The organism is Sharpea porci (genome assembly GCF_009695655.1).
Classification (GTDB): Bacteria; Bacillota_I; Bacilli_A; order Erysipelotrichales; family Coprobacillaceae; genus Sharpea; species Sharpea porci.
In genome coordinates, this window is the sequence record NZ_VUNM01000001.1 from 161,379 (window position 1) to 178,022 (window position 16,644).

The 16,644-nt window shown below is 38.9% G+C and carries 13 protein-coding genes; 7 read left to right on the forward strand and 6 right to left on the reverse strand.

Annotated elements, in window-relative coordinates; translation table 11 throughout:
- Window positions 1–51 precede the first annotated feature (51 nt).
- On the reverse strand, window positions 52–1,122 hold the full coding sequence (locus tag FYJ79_RS00830) for a GH25 family lysozyme (protein ID WP_154514093.1): 1,071 nt from the start codon (window positions 1,120–1,122) through the stop codon (window positions 52–54).
- Window positions 1,112–2,296, reverse strand: coding sequence for a MerR family transcriptional regulator (locus FYJ79_RS00835; protein ID WP_154514094.1), 1,185 nt, complete (start codon window positions 2,294–2,296; stop codon window positions 1,112–1,114). Before FYJ79_RS00835 ends, FYJ79_RS00830 begins: the two co-directional genes overlap by 11 nt.
- Window positions 2,297–2,446: 150 nt before the next feature.
- Here FYJ79_RS00835 and metF point away from each other — a divergent pair, with 150 nt between their 5' ends.
- Genes metF through FYJ79_RS00865 form a run of 6 tightly spaced genes read left to right on the forward strand, consistent with a single transcriptional unit; the run spans window position 2,447 to window position 9,077 of the window.
- Entirely contained in the window at window positions 2,447–3,307 is an 861-nt protein-coding gene (gene metF, locus FYJ79_RS00840; protein WP_154514095.1) for a methylenetetrahydrofolate reductase [NAD(P)H], read from the forward strand.
- Window positions 3,304–3,954 (forward strand): vitamin B12 dependent-methionine synthase activation domain-containing protein, encoded by a 651-nt coding sequence (locus FYJ79_RS00845; protein WP_154514096.1) that lies wholly within the window; start codon window positions 3,304–3,306, stop codon window positions 3,952–3,954. Before metF ends, FYJ79_RS00845 begins: the two co-directional genes overlap by 4 nt.
- A gap of 2 nt (window positions 3,955–3,956) precedes the next feature.
- Window positions 3,957–6,332 carry a homocysteine S-methyltransferase family protein gene (locus FYJ79_RS00850; protein ID WP_154514097.1) on the forward strand — a complete coding sequence of 792 codons (2,376 nt, stop codon included), beginning with the start codon at window positions 3,957–3,959 and terminating at the stop codon, window positions 6,330–6,332.
- Window positions 6,333–6,345: 13 nt separating this feature from the next.
- On the forward strand, window positions 6,346–7,824 hold the full coding sequence (locus tag FYJ79_RS00855) for a hypothetical protein (RefSeq protein WP_195836975.1): 1,479 nt from the start codon (window positions 6,346–6,348) through the stop codon (window positions 7,822–7,824).
- Window positions 7,808–8,548, forward strand: a complete 741-nt coding sequence (locus tag FYJ79_RS00860) for a DUF4430 domain-containing protein (protein WP_154514099.1) — start codon at window positions 7,808–7,810, stop codon at window positions 8,546–8,548. Before FYJ79_RS00855 ends, FYJ79_RS00860 begins: the two co-directional genes overlap by 17 nt.
- On the forward strand, window positions 8,520–9,077 hold the full coding sequence (locus FYJ79_RS00865; RefSeq protein ID WP_154514100.1) for a hypothetical protein: 558 nt from the start codon (window positions 8,520–8,522) through the stop codon (window positions 9,075–9,077). Before FYJ79_RS00860 ends, FYJ79_RS00865 begins: the two co-directional genes overlap by 29 nt.
- Before the next feature lie 16 nt (window positions 9,078–9,093).
- Here FYJ79_RS00865 and FYJ79_RS00870 read toward each other — a convergent pair whose 3' ends face one another.
- From FYJ79_RS00870 to FYJ79_RS00885, 4 genes are all read right to left on the reverse strand, one after another.
- A complete protein-coding gene (locus FYJ79_RS00870; protein WP_154514101.1) occupies window positions 9,094–9,753 on the reverse strand; it encodes an acyltransferase in 660 nt (219 codons plus the stop codon).
- Window positions 9,754–9,804: 51 nt separating this feature from the next.
- The gene (locus FYJ79_RS00875; protein ID WP_154514102.1) at window positions 9,805–12,432 is read right to left on the reverse strand and encodes a cation-translocating P-type ATPase; all 2,628 of its coding nucleotides are present in this window, start codon (window positions 12,430–12,432) and stop codon (window positions 9,805–9,807) included.
- Between the two features lie 191 nt (window positions 12,433–12,623).
- Window positions 12,624–14,024: an MATE family efflux transporter gene (locus FYJ79_RS00880; protein ID WP_154514103.1), complete on the reverse strand. Its 1,401-nt coding sequence runs from the start codon at window positions 14,022–14,024 to the stop codon at window positions 12,624–12,626.
- A 30-nt stretch (window positions 14,025–14,054) separates the two neighbouring features.
- Window positions 14,055–15,116, reverse strand: coding sequence for an MBL fold metallo-hydrolase (locus tag FYJ79_RS00885; protein ID WP_154514104.1), 1,062 nt, complete (start codon window positions 15,114–15,116; stop codon window positions 14,055–14,057).
- 194 nt (window positions 15,117–15,310) lie between these two features.
- On the opposite strand from FYJ79_RS00885, the gene FYJ79_RS00890 reads away from it, so the two are divergent.
- Window positions 15,311–16,621: an MATE family efflux transporter gene (locus FYJ79_RS00890; RefSeq protein ID WP_154514105.1), complete on the forward strand. Its 1,311-nt coding sequence runs from the start codon at window positions 15,311–15,313 to the stop codon at window positions 16,619–16,621.
- Window positions 16,622–16,644: the final 23 nt, after the last annotated feature.

Consider the following 16,644-nt stretch of genomic DNA (forward strand, 5'->3'; position numbering starts at 1 on the left):
AAATAGCGACTTTTTCTCAACAAGAAAATCATGCATGACAAGAAGATAATTTTATTTGTCATAATAGTAATTGAGATCAATACGTTTCTTTGAAATACCTTGAATTTTAAAGTTATCGCCCACTTGCCACATATCAGGAGCGAAGTTCTGATTATTGAGAGTTATGGTAGGCTTTGTGCCGACATAACCATAGCGGGCATACCATTTATGTTTGATCGAGGCAAAATAGGCATTAGAGAGATAGGTTTCATAATAGGATTTGTTGGCATAAATTCCCACATTCTTATAGCCTGCCTTGGCGAGCACATCAAAGAATTCCCTCGCTAATGATTCGACATAGGCAATCTTGATAACTTCTGGTACATTTCCATAGAGTGTATCACTTTCTAGATCGAGATAAAGTGGATATTTGAAATCATCAGGTTGCAGCTTGTTTTTCTTTAAAAGCTTGACAAAGCTATTCGCCTGATCAAGAACTTCTTGATCAGTAATAAGTGTTTTATTGTCTTTTGAAGAAAGATACCAATAAAGGCCTAAGTCAATCTTATCTTCCTGACATTCTTTAATGAAGTGGCTGAAATTCTTTTCTGTTGAGTAGCCATGACCGGCGCGTACAATCGCAAAGCTAGCCCCAGCTTTCTTTAAAACATCCGCTTCTATTTTACCTTGATAACTTGATAAATCGACGCCAACTTTCACATGGTTAGGATTCGTAACTTTGACTTTGATATCATAGCCATAGGTTTTCTGATTATATTGGCCTGTCACACGAACAGTTGTTTGTCCTGTTCCAGTAGGCACTAAGAGTACATAGCGCTTATTGCCCACTAAGTAGCTGACAAGCTGACAGATTGCTGTATTCTTGCAATCAACTGATGTGATTGTCATTTGATTATAGATAGGATCAGTCACGATTTTATTGATGGCAGCTGTTGTGCCGACAATGCCGTTTGCCTGATAAGTCGCAGTGGCCTTGGTTTGAAAGATGGCTGGGGTTGTGAGTTTTGTAGCTTGCTTTTCTTTTGTGTTCTGATAGCCTAGTGTGCCAATAATGGCTACTGCAAGTACAACAATCGCAATAAGTAGACCAATCCCCCATTGTTTCAATTTCTTATTCATCATCAATCACCTTCTGACATATAAACATACCCGCGTCCTTTGTGATATGAAAGGACTTGGATTTCGCAAGCTTACGGTCTAAGAATTTCCTAAATTCATCATATTTCTTAGAAATATATTCCCCCTGATTACCATGACAGGAGAGAATGTAGTTGGAAAGATCATCTCGGTTGGTGACTTCTAAGGCATCGTTGTAACGTACAAGCTCTACTTTTTTGAAGAATTCTGAAAGAACCTGTTGCCCATTTTCTAAGCCAAAGACATCATAGAGATTAATATTTGAGAGCGTAATACGGGTGTCAAATTCTTTGACAAGATCTGTAATTTCATGCATATGCTTATGTCCATAGGCTGAAGCATAGAGCATACCATCAGGCTTAAGCACACGGTAGATTTCCTGCAGTGCTGTTGGTAAGTCTTTGATATAGAAAAGAACATGATTCGCAATGACGACATCAAAAGTATTATCATCATAAGGAATATCTTCAACATCAAAACTAGCATAACGAATACCAGGGATATTCTTAAGATTCTCTCTGGCATCATTAACCATGCCTTCAGAAATATCCGATAAGGTCATAAAAGCCTGAGGTATCTCCTTGGCATTCTTCTTCCATAATGCCCCATTACCACAACCTACTTCTAGTATCCTCATACCATTCTTTAGATGATATTGATGAAAGAGCCAGTTAAACCATGATTCCTTATTTAAGGAATAGCGTTCATGTAGTCGTATTCTTATTTCGAGATTTGAGGCATCACGATATTGTTCGACAACAGAATCATTCATACTTGTCAGTTTAATTAGTTTAATAAGCTGATTCCAATCAATAGCTTGTTCTTCATGTAAGACATTCTTGGTTTCAACTATTGCACTTTGTATGGCTTTGAGATGGTTGATTTTATTTTCAATCAGTGTTGACTGTAATTCAAGTGACTGCATGAGGGAATGGACATCATCATTGAGCGTCATCGAAAAGATTTCCTCTAATGAAAAGCCAAGCTGTTTTAATGAAAGAATCTGCTGGAGTTTCACAAAGTCTTTATCTGTATAAAGACGATAGCCATTATCAGCAATCATTGTTGGCTTAAGCAAGCCTTGACGATCATACCAACGAATGGTACGTATGGAGACATTGGCCATTTTCGCAAATTCTCCTGTTTTATAATAATTCATGGCATTCCTCCTCGCTTCCATTATATCATCAAGTGGGAAAATAGGCATATACTATAGGATAATCCTATTGTATACTCAATAATATAAAGATAAGCGAAAAGCGTTCATTCAAGCTATAATAGAGACTAGCTTAATACAAGGAGAATAGACATGAAAATCATAGATATACTAAATCAGGATAAAGTAACGCTTTCTTTTGAAGTTTTTCCTCCAAAACTGACAAAGAATTATGATGATGTGGCTTTTAAAGCCAAGGAAATAGCGAAATTACATCCGGACTTCATGAGTGTGACTTATGGTGCTGGTGGTGGAACGAGTGAATATACCTTAAATATTGCCAAGGAAATAAAGGAACAAGAGAATGTTGAAGTGATGGCTCATCTCACATGTGTTTCTTCTTCTAAAGCCCATGTGCATTCAATGATTAATCGTTTGAAAGAAAATCATATTGAAAATATCATGGCTTTACGTGGAGATATTCCGGTAGGTGGCTCTCAATTCCACGACTACCAACATGCCTCAGAGCTTATTAGTGAAATTAAGGCAAGTGGGGATTTCTGTATTGGAGCAGCCTGTTATCCAGAGGGCCATCCTGAAGCAAGCAATAAGGATATGGATATCAAGAACTTGAAGAAAAAGGTGGATGCTGGGGCAGACTTCTTAACAACCCAGATGTTCTTTGACAACAATGTCTTCTACAACTTCCTCTTCAGGGCAAGAGAAGCAGGTATTGATGTGCCTATTGTGGCAGGTATTATGCCTATCACAAGAGGCATTCAGGTTAAAAGGGCTAGAGAGCTATCAGGCTGTTCAATGCCACAGCGTTTTATCTCGATGGTGGATAAGTTTGGTGATAATGATGAGGCAATGAAACAAGCCGGTATTATCTATGCTTCTGAACAAATTATTGATTTGATTGCTTCTGGTATACAACATATTCATGTCTATTCAATGAACAAGCCTGATGTTGCCAAGGCTATTATGGAAAATGTATCGGAGATTATAAAATGATTAATGTTAGAAAACATGAAATCTATCGCTATCTTGGTTATTCTAAACGTAAGCAGGTGGAACCTACAGAAGAGATTGATGCCCTTATTGATGAGTGTATTCAAGATTTGCAGAAAGTGATAACGCCCCAAAGTGTCTATAAGCGGCTTAAGCTTAACTGGTTAGATCATGAGACCATTGAAGTCAGTGGTATGCAGGTAACTTCCAAGAGTCTTGCCAAGAATCTAGCAGGCTGTCAGGAAGTCTTTCTCTTTGGAGCGACGATTGGGATTGGCGTGGATCGCTTGATCAAACGTGCTGAATTGACCAAGATGGCAAAGGCTGCTATCTATCAGGCAACAGGAGCAGAGATGGTGGAATGTGTCTGTGATGAACTGAATGAAAAATTACGCCAGGAAGTTAGCCAAGAAGGCCTCTTCTTAAAGCCACGCTTTTCTCCTGGTTATGGGGGTACACCATTAACTTTACAAAGAGACTTTGAACGTATTCTCAAGATGAGTAGTATTGGGATTACTTTAACAGATACATGTTTAATGGTTCCAAGTAAGAGTGTGACAGCCTTTATTGGAATTACTGACAAAAAAACAAAGAGTCTAAGTGGATGTGCAGCCTGTGATCAACAGGACTGTCCATCAAGAAAGGAGTAAGAATGGCTTTACGAGATCGATTAGGAAAAGAATGGTTGTTTTTTGATGGTGGAACGGGCACCATTCTACAAGACTGGGGACTTGGAGCGGGAGAATTGCCTGAAACCTGGAATCTTAACCACCAAGATGAAATCAGAAAGCTCGCTAAAGGTTACTTTGAAGCAGGCAGTGATATTGTCAACGCGAATACTTTTGGGGCCAATCGTCTTAAATATCCAGAACATCTTGAAGAGATTGTCAGAAATGCGATTACTCTCGCAAAAGAAGGACGTCATGAAGCAAAACGTGATGAGGATGGCTATGTGGCTCTTGATTTAGGGCCAACAGGAAAGCTCTTAGAACCATTAGGTGACCTGCCTTTTGAAAAAGCGATAGAGCTTTATGGTGAAGTTGTGCGCATTGGGGCAAGTGCAGGAGCAGATCTTGTTCTTATTGAGACAATGACCGATGCCTATGAAATTAAAGCAGCTGTTCTAGGCGCAAAAGAAAATGCCCAATTGCCAATTCTTGTCACTGTTACTTTTGATGAGAAAGGCAAGCTTTTAACGGGAGCGACACCGGAAACTATTGTGGCCTTGTTGGAAGGATTAGGAGTGGATGCCTTAGGGATCAATTGCTCACTTGGTCCTCAGCAACTCATGCCGATTGTTAAAAGAATGACAGAACTCTCATCACTGCCAATTATTGTCAATCCCAATGCTGGCTTACCTAAAAGTGTCAACGGCAAGAATGTTTATGACATGCATGAAGATGAATTTGCGCAATTAATGGGAGAGATGGCAGAATTACCTGTGCAGGCACTAGGTGGATGTTGTGGTACAACACCAAGTTATATCCGTAAGGAAATTGCCGAAGTACGCAAGCATCCTTTCCCAAAACCTACAAAAAAACATCATACCTTTGTCACTTCCTTTTCAACAGCTGTCGAGATTGGGACAAAACCACGTATTATTGGTGAACGTATCAACCCCACAGGCAAAAAGAAATTCAAGGAAGCTTTAAAGAATCATGATATCAACTATATTCTCTCCCAGGGCTTAGCCCAGGAAGATGCTGGTGCGGATATTCTTGATGTGAATGTTGGTCTTCCTGAAATTGATGAAGTATCAACCCTTGTTGAAGTTGTCAAGGAATTACAAAGTGTAACAGGCCTCCCTTTACAAATTGATACCGGTAATGTAGAAGCAATTGAAAAAGCAATGCGTATTTATAATGGGAAATGCATGTTGAATAGTGTCAACGGGAAAAGGGAAACAATGGAAGCCATCTTCCCCATTGTCAAGAAATATGGTGCTGTTGTCGTTGCATTGTTGTTGGATGAAGAGGGAATTCCTGATAATGCTGACAAGCGTATAGAAATTGCCAAGAAGATTTATGCGACAGCTGATGAATATGGTATTTCCCATGATGATATTGTCTTTGATGGTCTTGCCATGACCGTTTCTTCTGATCCTCATAGTGCACTTGTCACATTAGAAACGATCAGACGTATACGTGATGAATTACATGGTCATTCTATTCTTGGTGTTTCCAATATTTCCTTTGGCCTTCCACAGCGTTCTATTCTTAATGCCAACTTCTTCACCATGGCGATGCAGAATGGTCTCTCCTGTGCCATTGTCAATCCGAATACAAAAGCAATGATGGATAGCTATCGGGCTTTCAATGCCTTAATGAACTATGATACTAATTTCACAGACTATATTGAAGCCTATGCCAATGTTGAAAGTGCTCCGGTTCCTAAAAATACGGCTTCCATGTCCCTTTATGAAGCGATCAAGCGTGGTATGAGTCAAAATGCTGCAAAAGCTACAAAACTGGGTCTAGAAACAAAGGATGGTTTGACGCTTATTAATGAGGAGCTCATTCCTGCTCTTGATGAAGTGGGACAGGGCTTTGAAAAAGGCACCCTCTTCCTCCCACAGCTTTTAATGAGTGCTGAAGCTGCTAAAGCTGCTTTTGGTGTTGTCAAAGAAAGCATGGCCGATGTTGAACAGGATGTGAAAGGTCGTATTATTCTTGCCACAGTCAAGGGTGATATTCATGATATAGGTAAAAATATTGTTAAGGTCATGTTGGAGAATTATGGTTTTGACGTGATTGATTTAGGAAGGGATGTAGATCCTGAAATTATTGTTGAAACAGCTATTAAAGAGAATATTCGACTTGTAGGTCTCTCAGCCTTGATGACGACAACAGTTGTCAATATGGAAGAGACAATCAGACAGCTTAGAGAAAAGAAACCTGATACGCTTATTTGTGTTGGAGGAGCTGTTATGAATCAGGATTATGCTGATGAGATTGGGGCTGATGCTTATTGTAAAGATGCGATGGCAACAGTTCATTATGCCAATAAGGTCTTTGGCATTGAAGAATAAGAAAAGGGGAAAAATGATGAAAAAATATCTAGGAAGTTTATTTGTATTGCTTTTCACATGTGCACTGACGCTTACACCAGTCAATGCCGCTTACGATACCACAAAGCTTGATCAAGCCTACAACAAGGCTGTCAGCTATTACCAACAGAAATCTAAAAAAGGGCTAGAAAGCTATGATGATATACTTGCGAGTGAATCAGTTGGTGTCGAAGCTGACCAGGCGCTTAAAGCTGAAGAAACCCTCAACGAGTATATCGCAACAGTTCGTCTTGATGACCAAAGTAAGACAGATATTGGGGCTTTAGGAAAGAATATTGTCCTTACATGTTTAATGGGCAAGGATCCTAAGAATATCAATGGTGTCAATCTTGTTGAGGAATTAGAAAAGCGTGTCCGTGATGATGGCTCTATCGTCAATTCAACTGGTGCCAACAATGATATTTGGGCACTCAATGGTCTATATGTCGTTAATTCAACTAAACAGAATGTCGTTGGTAAGCGCCTTGCCAAGGAAGCACTGAACAATGGAGCATACTGGTATGAATATCCAGCAGGTGTTAAGTGCGCCGATGCGGATACGACAGGCTGGGCAATTGAAACACTTTCCCTTGTCAATAAAACAGCTTACAAGACAACAATTGATAAAGCTGTTGCTTTCTTAAGAACAGCCACAAAGAATATAAACAATCAATCAGTTTTCACTCAATATGATGATGGTAATGCCAATACACAAGGAGCAGTTCTTGAAGGACTGGCAGTCGCTGATCGTAATGGTTTATTAAATGATCAATATAATGCCTTAAATGCCGCTAATCCGTATGATTATTTACTGACATGGCAATTGGATGACGGTTCATTTAAAGCTGAGAATTATGATGTGAACTATCAGCCATTGGGTATTGGTTACAATAATTATGCGACACGAGATGGTGTTCTTGCTTTAGGCACTTATAAGAATGGTTCTGTCTTTGATAAGGCAAAGCGTGACTATGACAAGACATTACATCCTGTTAAAAACTATCAGATAACAAGCGGCCAAGATGCCAAGATTCAAAATGATCAAGACCATATACTCACAACGAACCTTCCATCAACAAACATTCAAAGTATTCTTGTTGATGGGAAAAAGCTTGCTGCTTCAGACTACAATGTGAATACTTCAATTACCCTTTCAGCTCATTTCCTTAAAAACTTACCTGATGGTAAACATACACTTATGATTGAAGGAACAGATGGCAATGCTTCAACAACATTCACACTCTTCACCAAGCAGACAAAACCCGCTCAAGTGACTGAAGAAAAGACTGAAAAGAAAGCAGAAATTCCTGGAACAGAAGTCAAGAAAAACACTGAAGCAGTAAGCAAGAAGAAAACAAATAAGGTTGTTGACACGGATGATGATACAGATATCATTATTTGGATTATGGGACTTGTTGTGGGATTATCTGGACTCATCTTATTAAGAAGATATAGATATGTGGAAAAAGCTTGAGAAACAGACAAAGTTTGTCATTGTTCTTGTCATTGTTGCCTTGATTGCGATTGCTGGTATTGGCATCTACCATAGTTTCCATCCACCTATCACCACTGCAATCAAACAACCTCATCCAAAGAAAAAGACAAGCAAGAAAGATGTTGTTGTAGAAAAGAAAAAGGAAGAAGAGACAACCCCCTCTTCTTCCTCTACAACCTCATCACCTACCAAGCAGGAAGAAACACCATCCAATCCCCCTTCCAACAAAACAGCTGAAAACAGCCCGACAACATCATCTTCGCAAAAAGACACAAAAACAAAGAAAAGCACAACTCCATCACAAGAAAAAAACCAATCCACCCCAACTCCACAAACAAACAATAATAACCAGAACCAAACAAAACAAACGACACAAAGTCAGCCTGTTCAAGAAGAACCGGTTGAAGAAAAGATTCATCTGACAATTACAGGCATTAATCAGAATTACTATGATCATGATATGACTATGAAAGAAGGCGCAACGGCCTATAGTATATTGACTGATACAGGTCTTCCTTATACAAAAACAGGTTTTGGTTCAGCAACATATGTGCGTTCGATTAATGGTCTTTATGAAAAAGATCATGGTCCCTTATCAGGCTGGATGTATAAAGTGAATGGTGTGGCTCCTAATGTCAGTGCGGCAAGTTATCATTTGAAAAAGGGTGATCAGGTTGTCTGGTACTACGTCAACTATAATTAAATATCGACCAGTTAAGGAAATTGCCTTAATTGGCCTCTTGTCCGCCTTTAATATTGCTTCCCGTATTGGCTTACAAGCTTTACCCAATGTCAAGCCTGTTACATCGATTATTATTCTTTGTGTGATTCTATTTGGTTTAGATTTTGCTTTTAAAGTTACTGTTGTTACAACGGTTGTGTCGAATATTTTTCTAGGTATGGGTATCTGGACATTCTTTCAGATTCTCGCCTGGTTTGTGATTTGTATACTGACGGAGATCTTAGTACGTCTCTTTCATATTCGAGAGGATAAACCACATTATATGTTGATGGCTTGTTTTAGTTTTGTGATGGGCTATGTGTTTGGTTTTGTGGTATCGTTGGATCAGTTTTTGATTGGTGGATTAGGGTTGTTTATTCCTTATTATCTGAATGGACTATTATTTGATACATTTCATGCTGTAGGGAATTTCTTCTTCTATTTGATGTTAGCACCAATTCTTTATAAAATATTTGAAAAAGATTTAAAAAAGAGTGAGCAGTATCATTAACTGTTCACCCTTCTTTTTATCTCTTTTTGACAACTGTTCCGTCATTCTTCCAGATTGAACCTTCAGGAACAACACCACGTACACATGATGTTGGATAGACATTGGAATGTCGGCCAATGACAGTACCTGGATTGAGAACGGAATTACAGCCAACTTCTACATAGTCACCAAGCATGGCACCAATCTTCTTAAGCCCTGTTTCGATCTGTTCATCACCATTATGGATGACAATGAGCTTTTTATCACTCTTGACATTGGATGTAATGGCACCTGCGCCCGTATGAGAATAATAGCCAAGAATACTATCGCCTACATAGTTATAATGTGGTGTCTGAACATGGTCAAAGAGAATGACATTCTTGAGTTCTGTTGAGTTACCCACAACACAATCAGCTCCCACAAGAGCACTGCCTCTAATAAAAGCACACTGTCTCACTTCTGTTCTAGGGCCGATGATACAAGGTGCTCCTAGATAAGCTGAAGAGAAGACGGTAGCTGTCTTATGAACCCATACATGTTCTGATACTTCTTCATATTCATTCTTATCCAATGTTTCTCCTAAGGCAATAATGAAATCTTTAATGCCTTTTAAAGCTTCCCATGGATAAGTGAATTGGGATAAATAATCTTTTGCGAGTGTATGATCTAAGTCATATAAGTCATGAATTGTATACATTTCTTATTCCTTCTTTCTTTCAATTCTATTTTAAAGGAAATGATGAATTTTTTAAAGTCTCGTTTTGTTTGTAATGATTTTTCTTAATTGAATAAGGGTTGTTGGAATGAGTGCGAGAAGGAAGATGGATAATATTTGTGTACGATTCATCATTGCCACTCTAAACATGCTTCTGCCTAAAGGTGTAAAGATAATCAAAAGAACAAGAGCTAAACCAATCAAGAAGGCATACAAGCTAAACATATTACGCTTAAATCCTAAAGCGAAGATACTCTTTTGATCACGGCAATTGAAGCCATGAAGCAAGCGTGACATTGTCAATGTCAAGAAAGCCATTGAACAAGCCATTGCTGGTGATGTCTGAAGGCCTAAATGGAAGGCAATAGCAACCACAATACCTATTAAAATTCCCTGTAAGACCATTCTTCTTACAAAGACTTTGTCCATAATACCAGCATGGGGATCGCGAGGCTTTTGTTTTAAGACATCATGATCACCAGGTTCCATACCAATTGCTAAAGCTGGAAGTGAATCTGTCACTAAGTTAATAAACAGCAATTGTACTGCTAAGAAAGGTATAGGTAAACCGACAATTGATGTATAGAGCACAACAAGAATAGCCGAAAGATTACCGGACAAGAGATACAATACTGCATTCTTGATATTCTTATAAACAACACGTCCATTGGCTACTGCTTTAATGATTGTTGCGAAATTATCATCACTAAGAATCATACTAGCAGCATCTTTAGAAACCTCCGTTCCGGTAATACCCATCGCAACACCAATATCTGCTTTCTTAAGAGCTGGTGCGTCATTGACACCATCACCCGTCATGGAAACGATACGTCCTTTTTTCTGCCATGCATCAACAATGCGAATCTTGTTTTCTGGTGAAACACGGGCATAGACAGAAATATGTTCCACTCTTCTCGCAAGCTCTTCGTCACTCATTGCATCAAGTTCCATACCAGTTACGGCTTCATCACCTTCATTGAAGATGCCAATCTTCTTGGCAATCGCTGTTGCTGTTACTTTGTGGTCACCAGTAATCATCACTGTTCGTGTGCCTGCTTCCTTAGCATCCTGAACAGCTTGAATAGATTCTGCACGCGGTGGATCAATCATTGAAATAAGGCCAATGAAGATATAGTTGTTTTCTGCTTCTAGTGTTAAGTCTTCATCACTTTCTTTATAGGCAAAAGCAAGAACTCGTAGACCATTTTGCGAAAATGCATCATTTTGTTTCATGATGGCTTCTTTATCTTGATCCGTCATTTCATGAATTCCTGTATTGTCTCTAATCTTTGTACAACGATTAAGCAGTACATCGATTGCTCCCTTGGTAAAGATTGTTGGGACGCCATGAACGACATGCTTTGTACTCATGAGTTTACGATCACTATCAAAAGAGAGTTCCTGGACACGTGGCAGGGTATCACGAAGCATACTATCTGTAAGAACGCTAGCCCCATCGTTAATAGAAATACCTTTGACATGATAGAACATATCAATAAGTGCATATTCTGTTGGATCACCTATCCCCTGGCCATCCACAATTGTCGAATCATTTGCCAATATCGCATCCAATAAAAGATAGCGATGTAGCTGATTTGTGAGCTTTAATTCCTCTTCTTTTAATAATTCCCCACCAATATAAATATCTTGAACAGTCATTTTATTCTGTGTCAATGTTCCTGTCTTATCCGAACAAATCACTGAAACAGAACCTAAGGATTCAACCGCAGCTAAGTCTTTGATAATCGCATTTTCCTTAGCCATTTTCTTTGTCCCCATTGCCTGAACAATTGTCACAATCGAACTTAAGGCCTCAGGAATGGCAGCTACGGCTAACGCTACAGCAAATAGCAGAGCATCCATAATCTTCATACCACGCCACATTTCTAATCCAAAGACAATCACAGAGATTATCATAATGCCAGTCGCAAGTTTACCAGAGAAGTCATCAAGACTTTTCTGTAAAGGCGTCTTATGTTCTTTTGTGTCATTCATCAGCTGAGCAATCTTACCTATTTCTGTATGCATGCCCGTCTCTGTCACAATGACAACAGCACGACCATAAGTGACAAGTGAACCAGAGAATACCATATTTGTGCGGTCTGCTAATGCGACATTACCCTGAAGAATTTCATCTTTCTTTTCCACATTTGTCGACTCACCTGTTAGTGAGCTTTCATTGACTTGTAAGGAAAAGCTTTCTAATAGACGTCCATCAGCACAGATCATATCTCCCGCATCAAGCATGACAATATCACCTGGTACAACATCTATAGAATCAATTTCTAAACGCTGGCCATGACGGATGACTTTGACATGGGGCGATGAAAGTGACTTCAAGGCAGCAAGTGACTTTTGGGCATTGACTGTTTGAACGGTACCTAAAATGGCATTTAATATCAGTACAGCAATAATAACCAAAGTACTTTCCATATCCCCAGTAAACAGTGAAACACTAGCGGCAATAATTAAGATAATAACTAATAAATCCGCAAACTGTGATAAGAATATCGCCAATGGACCCTTTTGTTTTGTTTCTTCAAGCTTATTAGATCCCTTTTCTGCCCTGATTTTTTTTACTTCTGCCTCATTTAAGCCATCACGTCCTGAATGTAAAGCATCTAGGACTTCTTGATGATTCATCTCATACCAATTTTTCATAACCTATCTCCTTTTCAAACAAAAAGAGACTCTTGCATCCAAAAAGATTTTGAATGCAAAAGTCTCACTATTTCAACCTCAAGCGGGGCAATACACCCGTGAAATGACGCTTTGAGATACAGCTAGGCTGCTAGTTACTCCCTTTTGTTTCCTCTATTCTACAAAAAAGTTTCTTAGTTTTCAAGATAAAATTAGCTTTGGGCAGTGATCACTTCTTTTGTGGACCAGTTGCGTTTAGAAAGACGCCATAAGAAGAGAATCCCACGAACAGATAATTCAATGGCCATCGCACTCCATACACCAACAAGACCAATTTGTGGTGAAAGCAAGGAAGCTAATGGCAAGCGCACAAGCCACATTGAGACAAGGTTAAAGAGCGATGGAATCATTGTATCCCCTGTTCCTCTTAGAACACCTGTCGCTACTATCGAAGCGGCAAACAAAGGTTCAGCGAAAGCTTCAATACGTAAGACTCTTACACCTAGCATTTGAATAGAAGAATCAGGTGTTAATGTTGCAAGCATGAAAGGGGCAAAGATATACATTAATATGCCTGTTATACTCATGACTACCATGCCTAGTATTGTCACAAGCCAGCCGAGGCGATAAGTTAAATCCTCACGCTTAGCGCCAATTGACTGCCCAATCATTGTTGTAGCGGCGACGCCTATTCCATAACCCGGCATATAGCATAGTGACTCAGCTGTCACGGAAAAGCTATTGGCAGCAATGGCCTTAGTGCCTAGCGGGGCAACAATACGTGTTGAGACAATCTGGGCACCATCCTGAGCAATCTGTTCTAAAGCGACAGGCAGAGCAATGCGAAAGGCGCTTATAAAATAGCCCTTAGAAAAACGCATTTTTTCCCCTTTTCTAAGCTTCAGCATTTCACTTCTTCTAAGCAGCCAATACAACATAATAAGAGAAATGATTGCTTGTGAGAAAGCCGTACCCAACGCTGCCCCAGCAACTCCTAAATTCCATCCTGGCAAGCTTCCTACTGTGCCACTTGGAAAAATCAATAAGAGATTGAAGAGAATATTCAACAAACACATCAAGATATTTAAAAGACTTGGTGTTTTCATATTACCACTAGCCTGAAGCATACCACCAGCAACATTATTAAGCTGCTGGAAAGGCAGCTGACAGGCAAAGACCATAAAATAGACTGAGGCATTATGAACAATAGCCTTGTTGCCCCCTAGCCAAATTGGGAGAGGTTTTGCGACACTTAAGGCAAGAATAAGCATAATGAAGGAAAAGAGAAGTGTTGAAAACAAGCCAATCTTCATGATGTTTCTTGCTTCTTTATTGTCTTTAGCACCAATTCGATGAGCGAGCTGAACACTAAAGCCTAGTGATGCTGCATTTAAGAGACCACCAATCAGCCAGGTTGATGAGGAGACTAAGCCAATTGAAGCAGAATCATGTGCTCCAAGACGACCAACCATACTTGCATCCGCATATTCCATGACAATAGTTGATATTTGTGACATGATGGCTGGTAATGAGATTTGTATTGTAAGCCTGATGGAGTCTTTGATGGTGAGTTTGTCACCATTTCTTAGTTTAATCAACAATTCTTTATGCATATTTCTTCTCTTTCTTTCTAAATCTTATCATCACTGAACCTTTTCCCACCAATGATCCTGATAATCCTCTATATTTCTTATATCAACCGTTGTTCCTATAAGCGGCGTAATAACAGGTATTTCTGAATGATGTGCAGTTAAACGTACTAAAGGATCATCCCAGGGATGCACTGAAAGGCAATAAGCACCATAGTGAACAGGAACAAAATAACGGGCATGAAGAATCTTAGCCGCTTGTTTTGCATCTTCAGGAAACATATGAATATTCATCCAACGTCCATCATATTGAGCACATTCTAGAAAAACAAGATCAAAATTCTGATATCTTTTCTGGATATCAGAAAAGTGATGACCAAAGCCTGAATCCCCACCAATAAAGAGACGATAAGCACTCGTCTCTATGACATAAGAACACCAAAGTGTTTTATTGCGATCAAAGAGATTTCTTTGTGAGAAGTGTCTTGCCGGCTGACAACCGAATGTTATATCTTCTATTTCCACTTCTTCTCCCCAAGCCATATTGATGATACTTGATTGAGAAATATGCCATCGTTCTAAGTCCTTTTCCACACCTAGGGGTACAATAAAATGATGAACCTTGTCCTTTATCCTCATAATAGAAGAATAATCTAAGTGATCATAATGATTATGGGTAATAAGACAAAAATCTATTTCAGGTAGATCCTTGACATTTATAACTGGTCGATCAAAACGCTTAAAAAGACCAAATGGTAGAGGTGAAGGATAGTTGGAAAAGATGGGATCAACAAGAATCGTCTTATCTTGTATTTGAATCAATAAAGTAGAATGTCCAAACCAGGTAAATGCTAAAGGACTATTCTTAGAAAAATCAGGTTTTTGGGTTGGTAAAGGGGATTGAGGGTGTTTTCCTTTATGCGAAAGAATGCTATTGGCATGAATGCTGTACTTCTGGTCTTGATCTAAATGATCATCATAGAAAAACTTCCCATTTTTGTAATTATGACTTCTTTGGGCATAGTTTTGGCGATCTTTCTTGCCCGGACTTTTTCCAAATACGGGATCCATGCGATAAGTTACTAGGATTATACATATTATTACAATTAAATACATCTTTATCACCTAGGCGTATTGTAACACATTGACATTTCTAAGCAACAGAACTGTTGACAACTCTATTTCTTCAGGTATAATGACAACCAATATAGAAACTCTGCCGCCGGGTAGAATATGCATTAAGTCCCCCATCGATAGGCCTTAGCAGATGGGAATTATGGCTTAATGCTTTTTATGTGGAGGAAGCATCTATGACACTAAAACAAAAATTTATTCATTACGTCTCAGCCAATATGATTTCAATGATTGGCTTATCTCTTTACATTCTTGCCGACACCTTCTTTATCGCCAAAGGAATAGGCGCTAATGGTTTAACAGCCCTTAACCTTGCCTTACCTATTTATAATTTGATTTCTGGTTTAGGAATGTTGATTGCGATAGGTGGGGCTGCTCAGTTCATCACCTATAAAGCAACAAAAAATCGCCATGACGCTAACAATGTTTTTCTGCATGGTCTTATTCTTGTGCTTTTATTTGGCGCGGTATTTGTCTTTTTTGGCTTAGCTTATTCAAGTGAGCTCGCTTCAATACTTGGGGCCACTAAAGCCATTCACGGCATGACTTCAACATATCTTAAATATGTGATGATTTTTGCGCCTGCTTTTATGTTAAACAATGTCCTGTCTGCCTATACAAAGAATGATGGGGATCCTCATCTAGCAATGATCGGGATGCTGGCGGGGAGTTTATTTAATATCATCTTTGACTATATTTTCATCTTTCCTTGTCATCTTGGAATGCTGGGTGCTGTTCTCGCAACTGCCTTTTCTCCTGTTATAGGGATATTGATACTTTTAACACGTTTTATCAATCATAAATCAAGCATTCATTTTGAACATATACATTTCAATATCAACCTTGTAATTAAAACTTTTACTCTTGGGTTCCCTTCTTTGATCAATGAGATTTCTGGTGGGGTTGTTATGTTGGTATTTAATTACTTGATTCTTCATATTGCAGGTAATATTGGTGTAGCAGCCTACGGTGTGATTGTCAACATCTATCTTGTCATTCTTGCCTTCTTTAATGGTATTGCTCAAGGTGTACAACCTCTAATGGGTGAATGCTATGCAAAGGGGAATCATGAAGATTTAGAGAAAGTTCGCCATCATGCTTTAATTCTTGGTATTGTGATTGCTATCATTGTTTATCTCTTAACAGTTTTCTTTAAATCTCCAATTGTCTCAGCTTTCAATAGTGAACATAACAAAACATTACAAAGCTTAGCAGAAACTGGACTCTTACTTTACTTCATTGCCCCATTATTTGCTAGCTTCAATATCATTACAATTATGTATTTGATTTCTATCAATCAGCCATTACCCGCCCAACTTGTCACTTTGCTCAGAGGGATAATTATTCTCATACCTGCTGCTCTTATTCTAAGTGCAACAATGAAAATGACAGGTATCTGGCTAACTCTCCCACTAACAGAATTACTCACAGCACTCATAGCAATTAAATTTAAACATCAACCAAAAAGAAGCGGGACGCAATATTAATATAGAGGTTTTGATGAGCTATA